Here is an 18,436-nt window from a genome sequence, read left to right as displayed (position 1 = left end):
AGCAAATGAAAATCTCAGATTATGCAGTAAAAAATTATCAGTTCACCTTAATCATGGTATTAATGGTGATGGCCTTGGGAATTACTACCGTTTTTAACATGCCAAGGGCCGAAGATCCTGACATGAACCCACCCAATTTCCCAGTGGTGGTGGTTTATCCAGGAGCAAGCCCTAAGGATATGGAGGAACTGGTGGTGAAGCCTCTGGAAAAACGTATTTACGGGTTAGACGATATAAAGACCATAAAAACCAATATCAGGGATGGTTTAGCAGTTATCATTGTTGAGTACAAATATGGTGGTAATGTAGATGATAAATACCAAGAGCTGGTAAGGGAAGTGAACAGTGAAAGGCCCAGCCTGCCACAGGAAATTTACAGCATGGAGGTGCAAAAGATCACGCCTTCCGATGTAAATATCCTACAAATTGCCTTGGTATCGGAAAATGCCTCCCGCGATAAACTCAAAAGTGTTGCAGAAGATTTGCAGGACCATCTTGAAAAAATACCTTCACTGAAAAATGTGGAGATGATGGGCTTGCCCGACCAGTTGGTAAAAGTAGATTTGGACTTGGAGAAACTGGCGCTGCTACGTATTCCTGTAACGCAAGTTTCCAATGCCATCCAAAGTGAAGTGGCCAATATTCCAGGGGGAAGCATTGATGCTGGCAATAAATCTTTCAATATTAAAACCAGCGGTAATTACCAGAGTTTAGACGAAATTAAGAATACCATTGTAGCTAGTGCTACGGGCAAAAACACTACCTTAAAAGAAGTAGCCAAAGTTTATTTTGATTATTCCCAAGAGAAGCACATCACCCGCTTAAATGGTTTCCGAAGTGTATTTGTAGTGGCCGCACAAAAAGCGGGCAGTAACATTACTAAAACCCAAGAAGCTTATTTGCCAGTGCTGGAATCCTTCAAAAAGACCTTGCCTAGCAATATTGACCTACAGGTGATGTTTGACCAGGCTAATAATGTCAACACCCGACTGGGTGGTTTGGGCTTCGATTTTGGAATTGCCATTTGTTTGGTGCTCATTACCTTATTGCCATTGGGTACCCGTGCTTCGTTAGTGGTTATGGTATCTATTCCTTTATCCTTAGCCATTGGTATCATCTTGATTAACCTACTTGGATTTAGCCTCAACCAATTGAGTATTGTAGGTTTGGTTGTTTCTTTGGGGCTATTGGTTGATGACAGTATTGTGGTGGTAGAAAATATAGAACGATGGATGCGTGATGGCCACGACAGGCTTACGGCAACCCTAATGGCCACCAAGCAAATTGGATTGGCCGTATTGGGATGTACTGCCACCTTGGTGATAGCCTTTATGCCATTGATGTTCATGCCAGAAGCCTCGGGCGAATTCATTAGAAGCTTACCCGTAGCGGTAATCTGTTCGGTAATTGCCTCCATGGTGGTGGCGTTAACCGTAGTGCCTTTCCTATCGAGTAAACTTTTAAAACCACATGCCGATGTACATGGCAATATCTTTTTGCGTACCCTGCAAAAAATTATCCATGGTTCTTATGCTAAATTATTGGATAAAGCTTTGCGTAGACCTTATTTAACGATTGCGGTTGGTGTGGCGATTTTTTTAGGCTCTTTGGCTTTAATTCCTGTGATTGGTTTCAGTCTATTTCCGTCATCGGAAAAACCACAATTTATCATTACGGTATCTACTCCTTTACAATCGAACTTGAAATACACCGATTCAATTGCTAAACAAATTGAAAAGGAAATCGAGGATATTCCAGAAGTAAAATACTTTGCTTCTAACGTTGGTAAGGGTAATCCAAGGATTTACTATAATTTGCTGCAAACCAACGAGCGTAGCGATTTTGCAGAGATTTTTGTTTTGCTACATCCCGATGTGAGGGCCGATAAAAAAGTAGCACTTATAGAAAAATTGAGAGCTAAGTGGTCGCCGTATTTAGGAGCTAAGGTAGAAGTGAAAGATTTTGAACAGGGCCAACCGATTATTTCGCCAGTAGAAGTGCGAGTGTTTGGTGAAAACCTGGATACCTTGCGGCGATTGGCTGGAAAGGTGGAGAATTTATTGCTTAAAACCGAAGGCACCATCTATACCAACAACCCATTGAAGAATTTAAAATCTGACATCAAGGTAGACATCAATAAAGAAAAAGCCTTGGCTTTGGGTGTGCCGATGGTGAATATTGACCGCACCGTAAGGATGGCCATTGCAGGTTTTGAAGTAGGTAAATACTTAAATCCAAAATCAAGTGGCGACGATTATAGCATTTTGCTCACCACCAAATATTCATCGGAACCAAACTTGGGTGTTTTTGATAACCTTTACGTCAATAACGTACAGGGAACGGCCATCCCATTAGCGCAATTGGCAAATTTAAAACTCGAAACTTCGGCATTAAGCATTAACCATCAAAACAAGGTGCGCACCATTTCGGTGAATTCATTTGTGCAAAAAGGTTATTTAAATGATAAGGTGATTAAAGATGTGGAGGCCCAGATGAAAAAGATGAAACTGCCCGAAGGCTATCATTTTGAAATGGGCGGCGAGGTCGAAAGTCGTAACCAGTCCTTCGGTGGTTTTGGCAGCATTATTTTGGTTACCCTGTTCATGTTTATTGCGGTGTTAGTATTGGAATTTAAAACCTTTAAAAGTACGCTAATCGTATTGTCAGTAATCCCCTTGGGAATAGTAGGGGCTGTACTTGCGTTGATGGTTACTGGAAATTCACTTTCATTTGTGGCTACCATCGGTATTGTAGCACTGGCAGGTATTGAGGTGAAAAACACCATTCTATTGGTTGATTTTACCAATCAGTTACGTGCAGAAGGAAAGCCATTAAACGAAGCCATTGAAGAAGCGGGGGAGGTGCGTTTCTTGCCAATCATCCTTACTTCTTTAACCGCAATTGGCGGTTTACTACCTATTGCTTTGTCCAGCAACCCATTGATTTCACCTTTGGCCATTGTCATGATTGGAGGCTTAATCAGTTCAACTCTGCTTTCCAGAATTGTAACGCCAGTGGTGTATAAATTGATGCCACCAAATATCAAGAAAACGGAAGAGTAATTGATCGTTGTTCGCAAAATACAAAGCCTTTGATAGATAAATCAAAGGCTTTGTTATTTAAAAGAAATTTCCCTCTCTGGCTACGCCATCTCTCCCAAAGGGAGAGAAAAGAAATACTGCAACTCTCTCCCTTTGGGAGAGATGCCCAACGGGCAGAGAGGGTATTTCAAAATTGATTGTATTATCTCTCGCTTCGTTCCTCCATATTCAAATCGGTATCAAACGGACTTTTGGTGAACGGATAAATGGATTGTTTAATAAAACCTTTTGGATAAGAGGCTTCATGCACACCAGTTCCAGCAGGCCATTTTTTATCAGGTAAATAATAAGTGCCAAACATCATATCAATAAAAGGGAAGATGGAAGCAAAATTATGTCCGTAATATTTTGGATCTTCACAATGGTGCCAGTGGTGATATTGAGGTGTGGTAAAGATGTATTTGATGAAACCAAAATTGATACGCGTATTGGCATGGATAAGCACGGCATGTATCGCGATAAATACAATGTAAACGTTAAACACCGTAGAGGAGAAACCTAAAATATAAAGCGGAATAAAAGTCATCGCTCTCGTGAAAAAGATATCTATGAAGTGTGTTCTGCTGCCCGCAAGCCAATCCATGTTTTGCGTCGAATGGTGAATAGAGTGGAAGCGCCATAAAAATACCTTGGTATGAAAAAAGCGATGCGCCCAATACTGGAACAAATCAGTAGTGAAGAAAGCCAAGAATAAGGCGAGGATAAATGGCAAGCCCTGTACCCAAGTATGTAGGTTTTCTAAGCCGATCCAACCAAAGAATAATACCGCAGGTTTTTGGGTAACGATACCGAAAAACTGAATAAACAAATGGCTGATGACAAAGTAGGTTAAATCAGTGCGCCATTCTTCATGAAACTTAGTTTGCGATTTATTCTTAGGGAAAAATAGCTCCAAAGGAACAAAAATGGCGACCATCAACAACAGGTCTAAAATCATCCAATCCAGACCGAAATGCCAGTCTGTTTTAACCACGTCTCTACCATTTAAGGTCAATGCACCTAAAATAATGGCCACGCCAGTAATGGCGGTTCCTGTTAAGGCTAGTTTTATTTTCTTGCTTAATAATAAACTTACTGCCGCAAAGAAGAACGAAGCAATTACCCCGAAAATCATCAGAGCTTCTGCAATACTTTTGGTGTAAACTTCCCTAAATTCTGGGGTGGTCAACTGTTCTGGATATCTGAAACAGAATACCGCAAGCAACACCAATACGGCTAAAAAAATAGAAAGATACCCGCTAATTTGCCCTTGTCCTACTTTGAGGCGTTTGTTTGTCGTCATATGGTTTGAAATGTTTGTTCCAATAATAGTGAAATTGCGGCGAATTTTAAATCATTCCAGTAAATGGCCAATCATTGGCGATAGGGGACTGTTTAAATTTTATTCAAAAAATTACGCGAATGGCGGGGACGCCATTTTTTGGCCCCATGCAACGTTTGGCGTCCTCGCCAAATACCACTTGTAAAATAACAGGCTATTTTTAAACAGTTTCTAAATCTTTACCAAAAAAATAATGTGGCCTAAGCTTTAGTGCAAATATTCAGTATTTTTGTGTTGCTTATATGTTAAAATACCTGCGTCTAATACTATTGCCCTTTAATTTGGTGTACGCCTTGGTGGTTTACCTGCGCAACAAGTTTTATGACTGGAGTATTTTTAAGTCGACGAGTTTTGAGATTCCGATTATCTGTGTGGGCAATTTGGCCGTTGGCGGTTCAGGAAAAACACCCACTACCGAATATTTGGTGCGCCTGCTTAGCCAGTACAAAATTGCCATTTTAAGTAGAGGCTATGGCCGCAAAACCACGGGATTTATTTTGGCTGGGCCAAATGCCACTGCCGAAACCATTGGCGACGAACCTTTGCAGTACTATCATAAATTCAAAAACGTGACGGTTGCCGTTTGCGAAGATAGGGTAACAGGCATTAATGAACTGAAAGCACAGCATGATTTGATTTTATTGGACGACGCCTTTCAGCACCGAAGCGTTAAAGCAGGATTTAATGTACTGCTGTTTGAATTTGCGAAGCTGCAAAAAATGCAATGGCTAATGCCAGCAGGCAATTTGCGGGAACCATTTTCGGGCGTTAAAAGAGCACAAGCAGTACTCGTAACCAAATCTCCTGCTGAAATTACACCAGCTACGAGAAAAAAAATGTGGGCCAAATTTAGATTGCAGCCCGACCAGCAATTGGCTTTTTCGCACATCAATTATCAAAAACTAAAGCACCTTTACACGGCAGAAGAAACTGCATTTGAAAAAGACCAACACCTGTTTTTGTTAACTGGAATTGCCAATCCAACACCACTGGTGCAGTATTTAGAAGAAAAGCAATTGAACATCCATTCGTTCGAATATCCCGACCATCATCGTTTTACGGAAAAGGAAATTACACAGTTGGTAACGGCCTATCAACAACATCCAGCGGCAAAAAAAATAATCGTGACCACAGAAAAAGATGGACAACGCTTATTAACTAACAATTTAAGAGATTTACTATTAAATTTGCCTGTATATTATCTGCCCATTGCCATTGAAATCAATGCAGAAGACAAGGCAATTTTTGACCAAAAAATATTAGACTATGTTGCAAGCATTAAACGATTCGATTAAATACATTAAAAATAAAATAGGTGATTTTGAACCCGAAATAGGCATTGTGCTAGGCACAGGATTAGGTGGCTTGGTGAACGAAATTGAGGTAGCACACAGCATCATGTATGCCAGTATCCCCAATTTTCCTATTTCTACGTTAGAGTTCCATTCGGGTAAATTGATATTTGGTACCCTTAAAGGTAAAAAGGTAGTGGCCATGCAAGGTCGTTTGCATTTTTACGAAGGCTACAGCATGCAGCAAATTACCTTTCCTATTAGAGCGATGAAACTATTAGGCATTCAATACCTTTTTGTATCTAATGCTGCGGGTTCTCTAAATCCTGAATTTAAAAAAGGCGATTTGATGATTATCAACGATCATATCAATTTACAGCCAGAAAGCCCATTGAGAGGAATCAATAACAGTGATTTTGGCCCACGTTTTCCAGACATGAGCCAGCCTTATCAAAAAGACCTGATTGCAAAAGCAGTAAAAATTGCTGAGGAAAAAAATATTACCTGCCATCAGGGCGTTTATGTTTCGGTAACAGGGCCAAATCTAGAAACCAAAGCCGAATACAAATATTTACGTATCATAGGCGGCGATGCAGTAGGAATGAGCACCGTACCCGAAGTAATTGTAGCCAACCACATGAGTATTCCAGTTTTTGCCATTTCAGTATTAACAGATGAAGGTTTTCCTGAAGATTTGAAACCTGTAAGTTTAGAAGAAATTATAGAAACTGCAGCCAAAGCGGAACCCAAAATGACCGAAATTTTAAGCCAGCTTATTTCAACTCTATAATGCAGAAATTATTTGTTGCTGTTTCTTTCTTCTTGTTGTTAGGTGTTGCCAATGCTTTTGCGCAAGACTTAAAAACATCCATTGCGGGTAACAAAGAGCTCGATTCGCTTCGTAAAAAAGAACAAAGCGCACGCGACTCGGTCATATTTAATGCCAAGTACATTAGGTACACCACCCGTAAGCTTACCAAAGACAGTATACAAACCATTCCATTGGACACCACACTAACGGGTATCCAGCAATTTAGCCCCATAGCGCAACCTCGTAGACCAACGGTAGGTACAGGGTTAGTAGGTTTGGCAGCCACCTCTTTGTTGTTTGAACCTGTAAAAACCATTGGCTTCGATGCAGGTTTCCATTCCTTAGACTATTATAAGTTTACCCACGATGATATTAAGTTTTATCGTGCCCGCACACCGTTTACCAGCCTCTCTTACATCAGTGCAGGGGATAACGTACAGTTGCTGAAAATTATCCACTCCCAAAACATTAAACCTAATTGGAATTTTGGGGCCAACTTTAATCGTATTGGTGCAAATGGTTTTTATCAGCACCAACGTGGCGATGACCTTAACGGTACACTTTTTACCTGGTACCAAACCAAAAATAAGAGATACAACATTTGGGTCGATGCCGTTTTTAATACCTTAAAGGCCGAAGAAAATGGTTCGATTCTTAAGGACAGTATTATTTTTGCCCCAGCTGGAAATAACTTAGCCACTAAGGAAGCCGAACCTGTACGTCTTAAAAGCGCTCGCCAACTTTACAGAGATAACTCGCTAATGATTAGACAGAGTTATTTTGTGGGCCGTATTGATAGTACCGAAAACGCCAATAACCAAAACATATTGCCTACCAATAAAATTACCCATACACTTACCTATACCAATAGTTCTTATAGTTTTAAAAAAGACGAAGAAGATACCTACGGCATATTACCTGCACCACGTAACCTCAGTACATTTACCAACGATACCACTAACGTTAAGCATTTGCAAAACGAGTTTATCTACAGCTTTTTCTTAAGAGCCAAAGGCAGTTCGGTCATTAAAAATGAGTTGAAAATAGATGCAGGGATCAGGTACGATATGTACACCTTTAAGCAGCAAATGTTGCAAAAAGATAAAACCCTATTCTATGCTCGTGATTTTAATGCACAAAACACGACCATTTTAGGGGCAATAGGCTATCGTTTCAGTAACAAGGTTGATGTAAACCTTGATGTACAACAGATTTTACAAGGCTTTAACGCAGGCGATTATTTGTATGAAGCCAAAAGTAATTTTTCGTTAAGTAATAAAGCGGGAAAAATTGTAATGAGCGCCTACACTCAAAATAAATCTCCCGAAGAAATCTATAACCGTTATTTCGGAAACTATTACGATTGGAACCAACGTGCTAACCTGTCGCGTACAAAAACGACCAATTTTACTTTCACCTACCTTAACAATTTTCTGAAGCTTGATGCCAGCGCAGCGTATTATCTGATTAGTAACTATCTGTACTTTACCGCCTCGCCAACCATCACCAATGCCATTATCCCTGCACAAAACAGTAGTGAAATTAGCATTTTGCAACTTAAGGTAGGTAAGCAAGTAGATGCGGGCAGCTTTCACGTAAGTGCTTATGGCGTTTACCAAAAAACCGACCAACAACGCATTTTACGTATGCCAGAGATTTACTTATTTGCCAGTGTGTATAAAGATCAAACCTTTTTTAAGTTCTTGAAAACACAATTAGGTTTCGATGTATTTTATAACGATACCTACTTGGCTAAATCATACGCCATTGCCGCCAGTCAATTTTACAATGGTAAAGACATTACCTTTAGTTCAAAACCAGTGGTTGATGCTTGGATAAAAGTAGGTCTACGAAGGGCCAATCTTTTTGTGAAATACCAAAATGCTGCCCAAGGCTTGTTTAATAATGGTACCTATACCGTAAACCGTTACCCAATGCCCGATCGGTTATTGCTTTTTGGCCTAACTTGGAACTTCTACGATTAACAAATTCTAATCTATTGAAAAGCAATTTTGGAGCTACTATTCACCCATAGTCCTGCTTTACGCTGCAATCTTTTTGTGATCGTCACTGCTAAACCTCGCAGGTTTTAAAACCTGCGAGGTTTATGGGCGCCATGCAACAAAAAGTATTTCCGCTACAATCAGGTTTAACTGGCAGTTGCAGTATATCGTTTTATGATATGCTAGATGTAATTTAAACCTACGAGGTTTTTTGTTGAACAGACTTGCAAAGTTATCTCTATAGTTCCTTTTTGTCATTCCGAGCGCAGCGAGGAATCCAAAGAGGCAACGGTAATGCCTCAATTTATGGTCAAGTAAAAACGTATAGACTTACGAAGTTTTTAAAACTTCGTAAGTCTATAAAATAATTAAAATTATTACTTTTTCGACCGCATGGCTTTCACAACCTTCACCTCTTGCTGATTTAAATAGTCATGATATTCAGGAGTGTTGCAGCCATACACGGCAATTTTACCTTCGGCATTATGATGTATGCCCCAGCCATAACGTTTACCCAAAGCCGACGCCCTTAAACAAGCTTGACCTTTGGAAAAGAACTCCTTTCTTGCTGCTTCCATTTCATCACCAGCAAGGTCATTACGTTGAGCAAATAACGTAAAAAGCACCTCGTCGGAAGTATATTGGTATGGATTTTTGCCAAGCATTTCCAGTTGTAGACTAGCAACTGTTTTTTGTCCTCCCTTCTCCGCAGGAATTTCTCCTTTCGAAGCAGGGCAGTCATCAGCCACGGCAATAAAAGTATTGTAATAATTGGTGCTATGAATTTTCATTTTTGCTGCTGCTTGCAATTTTACCAGCAAAATAGGCTACAGGTAAATAAGCGCCTAATAAATCAACAAGCGTAAACCAAATTGGCGAAGGTACCATCATCACCATATAAATACCGCCAGCTAAGAAAAATAAGCCAATAAACATGGCCAAAACCATTTTATGGACAGCAATTCTAGCACAAACATAAGCACCAACAAAAGTACCAATGGCATGTGCCAAAAATGGAAAGATAAAATGTTTTGGTTCAAACAAATGCATGGTCGCTTTTAGGCCTTCAACAGTTGTATTATCGGCACCTGCTGGTAACGGAATAATGCTGTGGCTTATCATAATAATGCCCATGTTTACTATACTGCCAATTACAAGACCTGCAATTACTGCTAGTATATTTCTTAAAATAGGATTCATCGGATTTTATTTATTTGGTTCTTACTTCTTTGAAAGGGCATTAACCGCTTCCAACTTTGAATTTACGAAATTGATTTGGCCATGTTGATTACTTTCTGAAATAAAATCACTCATACTCTTGCTAGGATATTTGCTAAAATCGCCAACAATGGCTAAACGCATGCGATAATTAGAGAATTTCTGTAAAATTTCACCTGCTATTTTAGTGCTTAAATCAAAAAACAAAGGCGTAATGTTTTTTTCATACACAATGGCCTTATCAAAACCTTGATAGTAAATATTGCCAATTAAATCTACACCATCTTCCACGTTGTTGATGATCAATTCGTCGGCTACTATTTCTGCAATACTGTCACTTAAACGGATAATTTCCATACCCCAAATATAAGATATACTTAAATTAAAGTATTGCGCAAAAAAAAGTGCATCCATGGTTTTTCCGTGGATGCAACTACTATATGCTAGTTAATTAATTAGAAAGAATAGCCTACGCTAAATCCCCAAACCCTATTGGTAGCTTTTCTGTCGCCACTTCTGCTATCTTTAGGAACCAAGTTGCTTAAACCTAAGCCATAATTAGCTCCTAGGGTAAAACCGCTATTTAAACGATATCCTAATCCAAAGTTAGCTCCAAAATCAGTACTCGATAAATCATCATCGGTTTTACTACCAAAGTTCAAATTATTGCTTTCGTTGGTAGTGGTACTACCTGCAGGCGTGGTTACCGTGGTATTGGTTTTGGTTTTTCCATCAATGTTAAAACCTATGTATGGTCCTGCACTAATTTGCAAGGCTCCAGAGGTACCCGTAGGGATACGAAGAACCGCATTAACTGGAACTTCAATAGCCATCACATTCGTTTTAATTTTGCCACTTGTGGTCACTCCGCCACTGGTGCTGCTTCCTTCAATTTTTGTTCCCTTGTTTTGTAAAGAAACCCCAGGTTGGATGAAGAAGTTATTACCCACACCAAAATCTCCAAAAACAGTAAAGTTATAACCTACGTTTTGTTTCGTGTTGTCGTTTAGTGCACTTGAACCATCAAAGCCACTATATCTGATAGTACTTAAGTTCACCCCAGCTTTAATTCCAATACGTGCATCGCTACCGCTCATGGTAGTTTGTGCAAAAGTTGCACTGGCAGAAAACAAGAGAGCGCTTCCTAATAATATCATCCTTTTCATAGCAATTCATTTTTGTAGTTGAAACCATTTTCAACGATTGCAAAAGTCCAAAAGCTATGCCAATTGTTATTTTAAAATGGGGACAAAAGCCTTAAAAATACCCTTTAAATAACCAGCAAAGCATGTTTTTAAAAAAGTTCGAGGAACTGCCCAGCAGTGTAACACCATGTTTACAAAAGCAGACAGTTTGCACTACATTTTGGAAAATTTAATCTGTTTTTGCTTGCCAAAAATTAAAAACACAGTGCTATTCTAATTTGATTTCCCGTTGAATATTGATCTGTTTCAAGAAATAATTGTCATGTGAAACCACCACTAAGGTGCCTTCATATTCGTTAATGGCTGCGGTTAGTATCTCTATATTTTGAATGTCTAGATTGTTGGTTGGCTCGTCTAAAACTATCAAATCGGGGGCATGACTACCCAAGGTTAAACAACACAACATCAACCGCATTCTTTCGCCACCACTTAAACTGCTGCATGTTTTTTCCCAATCTTCTTTGTCAAATAAAAAACGATTGAGTCTTGTTTTTACTTCATGTTCCTGTAGCGTTCCTGTGTTAAAGTGTTGTGCCTGTTCATAAATAGTTAGTAAGGGGTTAATCAGCGAATAATCTTGGTCAATGTACGCAGCTTTAATTTCTGTAATTTTTAGCTGTCCAACATAAATTGGCAGATTTCCTAATAGTAAATGAATTAAGGTTGTTTTTCCCGAACCATTTGAACCTTTTATCGCTATTCGCTCTCCACTAGTGATTTGAAAACTGAGATTTTCTTTCCAAAGGTTTTGTTGGGTGTAGCGATGATTGAGACCAATAGCTTCAAATAATACTTTGCCTTTGTGCAGCAAGCTATGGTTAAAGCCAAACTTCATTTTGTCGGCATCAGGCAGTTGGCTGCGCAATGTGCTTAACTCCTGTGCCACGCCACCAACTTTTTCGGCATGTACGTCTTTCATTTTAGAAGTGCTTTTTTCTGCATTGTTGCGTAGGGTATTCATCATGATGCGGGCTACACCAGCTTTTTCCTGTTTCTTTTTTCCTTTGGCATCTTGTTTTTGCTGGCGTGCTAAAGCTTCTCTTTCCTTTTCCTTGGCTTTGCGAAGTTCCTTTTCTTTATTGTGGATGTCTTGTTCCAAAGCATTTTTGGCAAGTTGTTTTTGCTCCGTGTAAAAATCGTAATTACCGCCATAAAGGTTAATGCCTTGTGGGCTTAGTTCGCAAATAGAATCTAAAAGATTAAGTAATTGTCGATCATGGCTAACTACAATTAAAGTGCTTTTAGTACGTCTAATGAATTGATACAAGAGCTGTCTGCTGTCAGCGTCTAAATGGTTGCTCGGTTCGTCAAGTAAAATCAACTGTGGATGATGAATGTTGATACCCGCCAAAAATACCCTAGTTTTTTGTCCGCCACTTAAAGAAGCCATGGGTTGTTGCAAATCGATATCCTGTAGTTGCCAATGGTCAAGGGCCTCTAAGCAACGTTGCTCGATGGTCCAATCGTTATCAAGGTTCTCAAAGTATTCGTCGTTGGCATTGCCATTTAATATTTCCAATAATGCATTGAGTTTCTCATTTACACCCAAGGCTTCGGCTACTGTATAATGGTTATACTGACCAAAGATTTGGGGTACGTAATACGGAACAGTCTCAAGCTGCAAATGCCCAGTGTTAGGCGTAATTTTACCCGCAATTAATTGGAGTAGGGTTGATTTTCCTATCCCGTTATTGCCAATTAAGGCTATTTTTTCATGTGGATTTACTGTAAGATTTAAATTGCTAAACAGTAATTCCTTATTCGGATGTTGATAAGTAATTTGTTGTAAGCTAAGCATGAAATTTCTTCCTTTAAAGATGAATGAATAGCAAGGCAGATGTGCTTGCGGTCTTTAATGAAATGGAAAGAAATTGAATCCTACATGCTAGTATTTTTGTGATTTTAACGCTGCAAATATAATAAAAACAGTTTTAATGGTTGCGATTTTTGCTTAAAACAGTTTTTGATAGCTCAAAACCTAAGCCCCCTTTACTCAGCTGGGGGTTAATTTCTGTGCTAAATTGCCTATTGGCAAAACTGGCGAGAGATAGGGTTAACAAACAAATAATCACCGACAAACCTAGAAAACTTTTTGGAGTATAATAGTTTACTATTCTTGCCCTCCATAATAGGTAGGACATTAAAAAAGAGAGCGTGATACCTACTAAAATAAGTAATGATAAAAACCAAAAAGGGGAAATGAGTAAAGAGATGTGAGGAGCCTCAAATACGAACCACAGCAATGTTGGTACAAATAGGATATAGAGAATAACAATTATTTTGGGTCGCTTTTTACCAGCTTCGTCTAGTAAACGCAAGCTATCGACAGTTACATCAAAAATATCCAGTAAGCTCATGTATAGACACTAAGTTTTCTGTGGTTTCTTTTTGGCAGCAGGAAACAATACGTTGTTTAAAATCAAACGATAGCCTGGTGAAGTAGGATGCAGGTTTAAGTCGGTAGGAGGGTCGTTCACCTGATGTTGGTAATCTTCGGGGTCGTGACCACCATAAAAACTGAACTGTCCCTTGCCTATTTCGCCATGCAAGTAACGTACTTCAGCACCAGCTTTGTTCTCGCCAAGCACCGTAATGCTAGGTTTAACCAAGCTTTTGCGGAAAGCCGTGGTTTGGCCCATAAAGCCTTTAATTACTTTTTCGTGGTTTTGGGTAAGCATGGTTGGCACTAAATCCCACTTGGCAGAAAAATCAAATAGCGTAAAATAATCGTTGCTTTCGTTAAAGCTATTGCGGGTTTGGGTTACATCTATATCCGAAAATTCATAATTGTATGGGTTCATGTCGAGCTTAAAATTGGTAAAAGCCACACTCTTCCCGTAATCAATTTTGGCTTGTGCATTGGCGTCCATGCCATCACCATCAAACATGCTTTCTAATATATCTACACCTTCGGCAGCAAGGGCAATATCAAAACTATCGGTACCTGAACACATGGCAAACAAAAAGCCTCCGCCTACACAAAATTCTTTGATGCGTTTGGCAACCGCCAGTTTCATCTGCGAGACTTTCTTAAAACCGTTACGTTTGGCAGCAGCTTCTTGGTATTTCACATCTTCTTGGTACCAGGTTGCGTTTCTATAGGACGACCAGAACCTTCCATATTGTCCTGTAAAATCTTCGTGGTGCAGGTGCAGCCAGTCGTAGGAAACCAGTTTGTCTTTCAGGATGTCATCATCATAAATAACGTCGTAGGGAATTTCGGCATAGGTAAGTACGAGGGTTACGGCATCGTCCCAAGGAAGTTTGCTTTTGGGAGAGTACACAGCAATTTTAGGTGCTTTTTCCAATTTCACCATCTCCATATTTACGGCAGGGTCGCTAATTTCGTTGAGAATAGCATTCACTTTACCATCAGGTAATACTTCGTAGGAAACCCCTCTAATTTTGCATTCGTCTTCAATGGCTTTGACTTGCTTTACCAAAAAACTGCCACCACGGTAATTAAGTAACCAGTCAACTTCTACCTGCTGCTTAATGCACCAATAAGCAATTCCGTAAGCTTTGAGGTGGTTTTTCTGGTTCTCATCCATGTGAATGAGGATGGAAGCTGCTTTGCCTGCCAAGTGAAACAGCAGCAATAGCACCAATAGCATGTATCTTTTACCTTGCATATACGAATGTAACTTTTTTAGCCCGATTTTAGCATATTAACGTGAAAGTTGATGATGGATTGTTGTTGTTGTTTAGCTTTAAAATTTGAGATTTGATGCAGTGTAGTCGCTCTTTAAACCCGATTGCAGCGAAAATACTTTTTGTTGCACCAACGCAAGGAAAAAACCTCGTAGGTTTCAAAAACCTACGAGGTTTAAGGGGCAGTAGCGACAACAAAAAGATTGTAGCGTAAAGCGGGACTTGAGTTACCGATGGGCATTGGCTTACATTTTCAAAAAGCATCATCTCGTCGTCACCTTATCACATTTGATTTATTTGTTTAAATTTGCACTCTTATATAAAAAATTGAAAATGGGTAAAGCGATTATAAAAACGGTAAAAGGCGATATGACCGTGGAGTTTTATGAAAATGATGCTCCTAAAGCCGTTGCAAACTTTAAAAAATTAGCTAAAGAAGGATTTTACGATGGCGTAACTTTCCACCGTGTGATCCCTAATTTTGTTGTACAAGGTGGTTGCCCTAACTCTAAAGATGGTGCAACGGGTATGGCAGGTACTGGTGGTCCAGGTTACAAAATTGATTGCGAATTGGATGGTGATAACCAATACCACGATAGAGGAGTACTTTCAATGGCGCACGCTGGTAGAAATACAGGTGGTTCACAGTTTTTCATTTGCCACAGCAGAGATAATACGGCACATTTAGATCGTAACCATACTTGTTTTGGTAAAGTTGTTGAAAATGTTGACCTTGTTGATGATATTCGTCAAGGCGATAAAATTTTGACGGTAGAAGTAATTGAAGACTAAATGCGTTGAGCGTTTGGAGTTTGGCGTTTTGAACGCTTTACGCCCTGCGCTAGCCGCTTAACAAATAAAAAAATGAATTTAAGAGGAATTGTATCTGTTTCTGGTAGACCTGGACTTTTTAAGCTGATTGGGCAAAATAAGGCGGGCTATGTTTTGGAAAGTCTTGATGCACAAAAATTGAAAATCGTAGCCAACTTATCGAACACTAAATTGGCTTCGTTAGAAGATATTACCATTTATGGTGAAGACGATGAGTTGAAACTTGTTGATGTATTGGCCAACATTGCAGCTACTAAAACTGCAGTGCCAGATTTAAAGGCTGATGGAAATGCTTTGAGAAGTTTCTTTAACGAAGTGGCTCCAAACCACGACCAAGAAAAAGTTTATGCTTCGGATATGAAGAAGATTTTAACTTGGTACAACTTGTTAAAGGATATGCCATTGTTTACTGAAGCTGCTCCAGGTACTGAAGAGGCTGCTCCAAAAGTGGAAGACAAAGTTGAGGCTAAACCAAAAGCTGCACCAAAAGCAAAAACTGCTAAAGCACCAACAGCAAAAACCGCTGCTCCTGCTAAAAAAGCAACAATGCCAGCTAAAAGAGGAGCTTAGTCTTCCTTTGGTTAAAGAATAAATACGCCTCGTGGTTTTTAAGCTACGGGGCTTTTTATTTCTATCGAATTAAACCGCTATAAAACTAAAAACTGAAAGAAAAATTAAAGATGATTAAACGGATTGTTACCATAGGAGCTTTACTATTTGTCTTAAAAGCATCTGCGCAGCAAAACCTGGTAAAATATGTGAAACCCCTTATTGGTACCGAAAAAATGGGTCATACCTACCCTGGTGCTACAGCCCCATTTGGGGCGGTGCAGTTAAGTCCTGAAACGGATACTGTTTCTTACGAGTTAAACGGACATTACAATGGTGAGGTTTATAAATATTGTGCTGGTTATAAATATGAGGATAAAACGATTACTGGTTTTAGTCATACGCATTTCAGTGGAACGGGGCATTCTGACTTGGGAGATTTTTTGATGATGCCAACTGTAGGGAAGTTGAAACTCAATCCTGGAACAGCAAAACAACCTGGGTCTGGTTACCGCTCAAGTTTTTCGCATGTGAACGAAACCGCCGAAGCGGGTTATTATAAAGTTAAACTCGATAGCTATAACATTATCGCAGAATTAACGGCTACTAACCGTGTAGGTATGCACCAATACACCTTCCCGAAATCTGAGCAATCTCATATTGTTTTGGATTTGACCGCAGGTATATATAATTATGAAGACAAAAATACTTGGACTTATGTGCGTGTAGTAAACGATACTTTAATTACTGGGTATAGGCAAACCAATGGTTGGGCCAGAACTCGTACGGTTTATTTTGCCATGAGTTTTTCTAAGCCATTTAAATCTTATGGGTCTAAATATGAAAACCAAAACCCAGTCTATCGTGGTTTTTGGCGCAAATTCGACCAAACTAAAAACTTTCCTGAACTAGCTGCACGTCAAATTAAGATGTATTTCGATTTTGATACCAACGCAGACGAAAAAGTAAAAGTGAAGGTGGCGCTATCACCCGTTTCGCAAGCAAATGCTTTAGAAAATATGCGTTTTGAAATTCCTAACTGGGATTTTGATGCGGTAAAAAAACAAGCACAAAATACTTGGAACAAGGAATTAAGTAAAATTGTAGTCAATGCCGATCAAGACCATATGGTGAACTTCTATACGGCATTATATCATTCCTTTATCAATCCAACTACTTATATGGATAGTAATGGCGAGTATAAAGGTTTGGATCAGGATGTTCACAAAGCCAATGGCTTTACTAATTACACTACCTTTTCGTTGTGGGATACTTATAGGGCATTGCATCCGTTTTTTAACATTGTACAACCATCTAGGAACAATGATATGGTAAAATCGATGTTGGCACATTTTGATCAAAATTCGTTAAAGATGTTGCCTATATGGTCTCACTATGCCAACGACAACTGGTGCATGAGCGGTTATCACTCCGTTTCTGTAGTTGCTGATGCTGTTGTAAAAGGTGTGTTTAATGGTGATGCGGAAAAAGCTCTTCAAGCATGTATAGTGACCTCGAACAAACGGAATTATGAAGGAATTGGCTATTACATAGACAAAGGTTATATCCCTGCAGAGCGTAGCGGTATTTCGGTTTCTAACACGTTGGAATATGCTTATGATGATTGGGCCATTGCTCAGTTGGCTAAAAAATTGGGTAAAACCGATATCTATAATGAATACATGAAACGCTCCCAAAATTGGATGAACAATTTTGATAAGCAATCTGGTTTTATGAGGCCTAAGTCTGAAAATGGCAATTGGATTTCCAAATTTGATCCGATGAGTACACATGGCCAGGGTTTTATTGAAGGAAATTCGTGGAATTATAGCTTTTTTGTTCCTCATGATACTAATGGATTGGCAAGTGCAATGGGAGGGAAGCTAAATTTTGCAAAACGATTAGATACTTTGTTTTCCATGCATTTACCTGATGAATTTTTTGCGGAGACAGAAGATATTACAAGAGAAGGTATTATTGGTGGTTATGTGCATGGTAATGAGCCAGCGCATCACGTTCCTTATTTATACAATTGGGCAGGACAACCATGGAAAACTCAGGCACAAGTTCGCAGAATATTAGAAATGCAATACAGACCCACACCTGATGGATTAGGAGGAAATGATGATTGTGGACAAATGAGCGCCTGGTATATGTTTTCGGCAATGGGATTTTATCCAGTAGCACCAGGATCAGCCGAATATGCAATTGGCAGTCCAGCAGTGAACAGCGCAACGATACATTTAGAAAACGGAAAAACGTTTAGTATTGAGGCGATTGGACAAAGTTCCAAAAATGTTTATGTTAAAAAAGTAACGCTTAATGGACGGCTCATAACTAATTATAGTTTAAATCATACCGATATTTTAAATGGCGGCAAGTTAGTTTTTTTGATGTCGGCAAAGCCGAATAAGGGCAAATAATCATTAATAAGATAAAAAACACCAACCTGAA

15 protein-coding genes are annotated in these 18,436 nt (G+C 39.3%); 7 read left to right on the top strand and 8 right to left on the bottom strand.

Going from position 1 to position 18,436, the window contains the following annotated elements:
* Positions 1-5 precede the first annotated feature (5 nt).
* Positions 6-3,062, top strand: coding sequence for an efflux RND transporter permease subunit (locus DUT70_RS19585; protein WP_113649053.1), 3,057 nt, complete (start codon positions 6-8; stop codon positions 3,060-3,062).
* A gap of 181 nt (positions 3,063-3,243) precedes the next feature.
* Here the strand turns inward: DUT70_RS19585 and DUT70_RS19580 are convergent, their stop codons facing one another.
* Positions 3,244-4,383 (bottom strand): sterol desaturase family protein, encoded by a 1,140-nt coding sequence (locus tag DUT70_RS19580; RefSeq protein WP_113649052.1) that lies wholly within the window; start codon positions 4,381-4,383, stop codon positions 3,244-3,246.
* Between the two features lie 281 nt (positions 4,384-4,664).
* Here DUT70_RS19580 and lpxK point away from each other — a divergent pair, with 281 nt between their 5' ends.
* From lpxK to DUT70_RS19560, 3 genes are read left to right on the top strand one after another with little or no spacing between them, the layout of a single operon-like run.
* A complete protein-coding gene (lpxK, locus tag DUT70_RS19570) occupies positions 4,665-5,717 on the top strand; it encodes a tetraacyldisaccharide 4'-kinase (protein ID WP_113649050.1) in 1,053 nt (350 codons plus the stop codon).
* Positions 5,689-6,504, top strand: a complete 816-nt coding sequence (locus tag DUT70_RS19565) for a purine-nucleoside phosphorylase (RefSeq protein ID WP_113649049.1) — start codon at positions 5,689-5,691, stop codon at positions 6,502-6,504. The genes lpxK and DUT70_RS19565 overlap by 29 nt, the downstream gene beginning before the upstream one ends.
* Positions 6,504-8,510: a putative porin gene (locus DUT70_RS19560; RefSeq protein ID WP_113649048.1), complete on the top strand. Its 2,007-nt coding sequence runs from the start codon at positions 6,504-6,506 to the stop codon at positions 8,508-8,510. Before DUT70_RS19565 ends, DUT70_RS19560 begins: the two co-directional genes overlap by 1 nt.
* A gap of 395 nt (positions 8,511-8,905) precedes the next feature.
* Here the strand turns inward: DUT70_RS19560 and DUT70_RS19555 are convergent, their stop codons facing one another.
* The 7 genes from DUT70_RS19555 to DUT70_RS19525 form a co-directional block, all read right to left on the bottom strand.
* Positions 8,906-9,319, bottom strand: coding sequence for a DUF6157 family protein (locus DUT70_RS19555; RefSeq protein WP_113649047.1), 414 nt, complete (start codon positions 9,317-9,319; stop codon positions 8,906-8,908).
* Positions 9,306-9,728, bottom strand: coding sequence for a hypothetical protein (locus DUT70_RS19550; RefSeq protein WP_113649046.1), 423 nt, complete (start codon positions 9,726-9,728; stop codon positions 9,306-9,308). The genes DUT70_RS19555 and DUT70_RS19550 overlap by 14 nt, the downstream gene beginning before the upstream one ends.
* Positions 9,729-9,749: 21 nt before the next feature.
* Positions 9,750-10,160: a DUF4180 domain-containing protein gene (locus tag DUT70_RS19545; protein ID WP_240432198.1), complete on the bottom strand. Its 411-nt coding sequence runs from the start codon at positions 10,158-10,160 to the stop codon at positions 9,750-9,752.
* 41 nt (positions 10,161-10,201) lie between these two features.
* Entirely contained in the window at positions 10,202-10,912 is a 711-nt protein-coding gene (locus DUT70_RS19540; protein ID WP_113649045.1) for a porin family protein, read from the bottom strand.
* A gap of 247 nt (positions 10,913-11,159) precedes the next feature.
* On the bottom strand, positions 11,160-12,749 hold the full coding sequence (gene abc-f, locus DUT70_RS19535) for a ribosomal protection-like ABC-F family protein (protein WP_113649044.1): 1,590 nt from the start codon (positions 12,747-12,749) through the stop codon (positions 11,160-11,162).
* A 133-nt stretch (positions 12,750-12,882) separates the two neighbouring features.
* Positions 12,883-13,308, bottom strand: a complete 426-nt coding sequence (locus tag DUT70_RS19530; protein ID WP_113649043.1) for a hypothetical protein — start codon at positions 13,306-13,308, stop codon at positions 12,883-12,885.
* Positions 13,309-13,317: 9 nt separating this feature from the next.
* Positions 13,318-14,502, bottom strand: a complete 1,185-nt coding sequence (locus DUT70_RS19525) for an asparagine synthetase B (protein WP_113649090.1) — start codon at positions 14,500-14,502, stop codon at positions 13,318-13,320.
* A 433-nt stretch (positions 14,503-14,935) separates the two neighbouring features.
* On the opposite strand from DUT70_RS19525, the gene DUT70_RS19520 reads away from it, so the two are divergent.
* The 3 genes from DUT70_RS19520 (at position 14,936) to DUT70_RS19510 (ending at position 18,405) form a co-directional block, all read left to right on the top strand.
* Positions 14,936-15,394, top strand: a complete 459-nt coding sequence (locus DUT70_RS19520) for a peptidylprolyl isomerase (RefSeq protein WP_113649042.1) — start codon at positions 14,936-14,938, stop codon at positions 15,392-15,394.
* Positions 15,395-15,466: 72 nt separating this feature from the next.
* Positions 15,467-16,003: a DUF5606 family protein gene (locus DUT70_RS19515; RefSeq protein WP_113649041.1), complete on the top strand. Its 537-nt coding sequence runs from the start codon at positions 15,467-15,469 to the stop codon at positions 16,001-16,003.
* A 110-nt stretch (positions 16,004-16,113) separates the two neighbouring features.
* Positions 16,114-18,405: a GH92 family glycosyl hydrolase gene (locus DUT70_RS19510; RefSeq protein ID WP_113649040.1), complete on the top strand. Its 2,292-nt coding sequence runs from the start codon at positions 16,114-16,116 to the stop codon at positions 18,403-18,405.
* The last annotated feature ends 31 nt before the right edge of the window (positions 18,406-18,436 follow it).

The sequence above is a fragment of the Pedobacter chitinilyticus genome (assembly GCF_003313385.1).
GTDB classification, from domain to species: Bacteria; Bacteroidota; Bacteroidia; order Sphingobacteriales; family Sphingobacteriaceae; genus Pedobacter; species Pedobacter chitinilyticus.
Note: the sequence above shows the minus strand (reverse complement) of the source record. Positions and strands in the feature narration are given on the sequence as shown.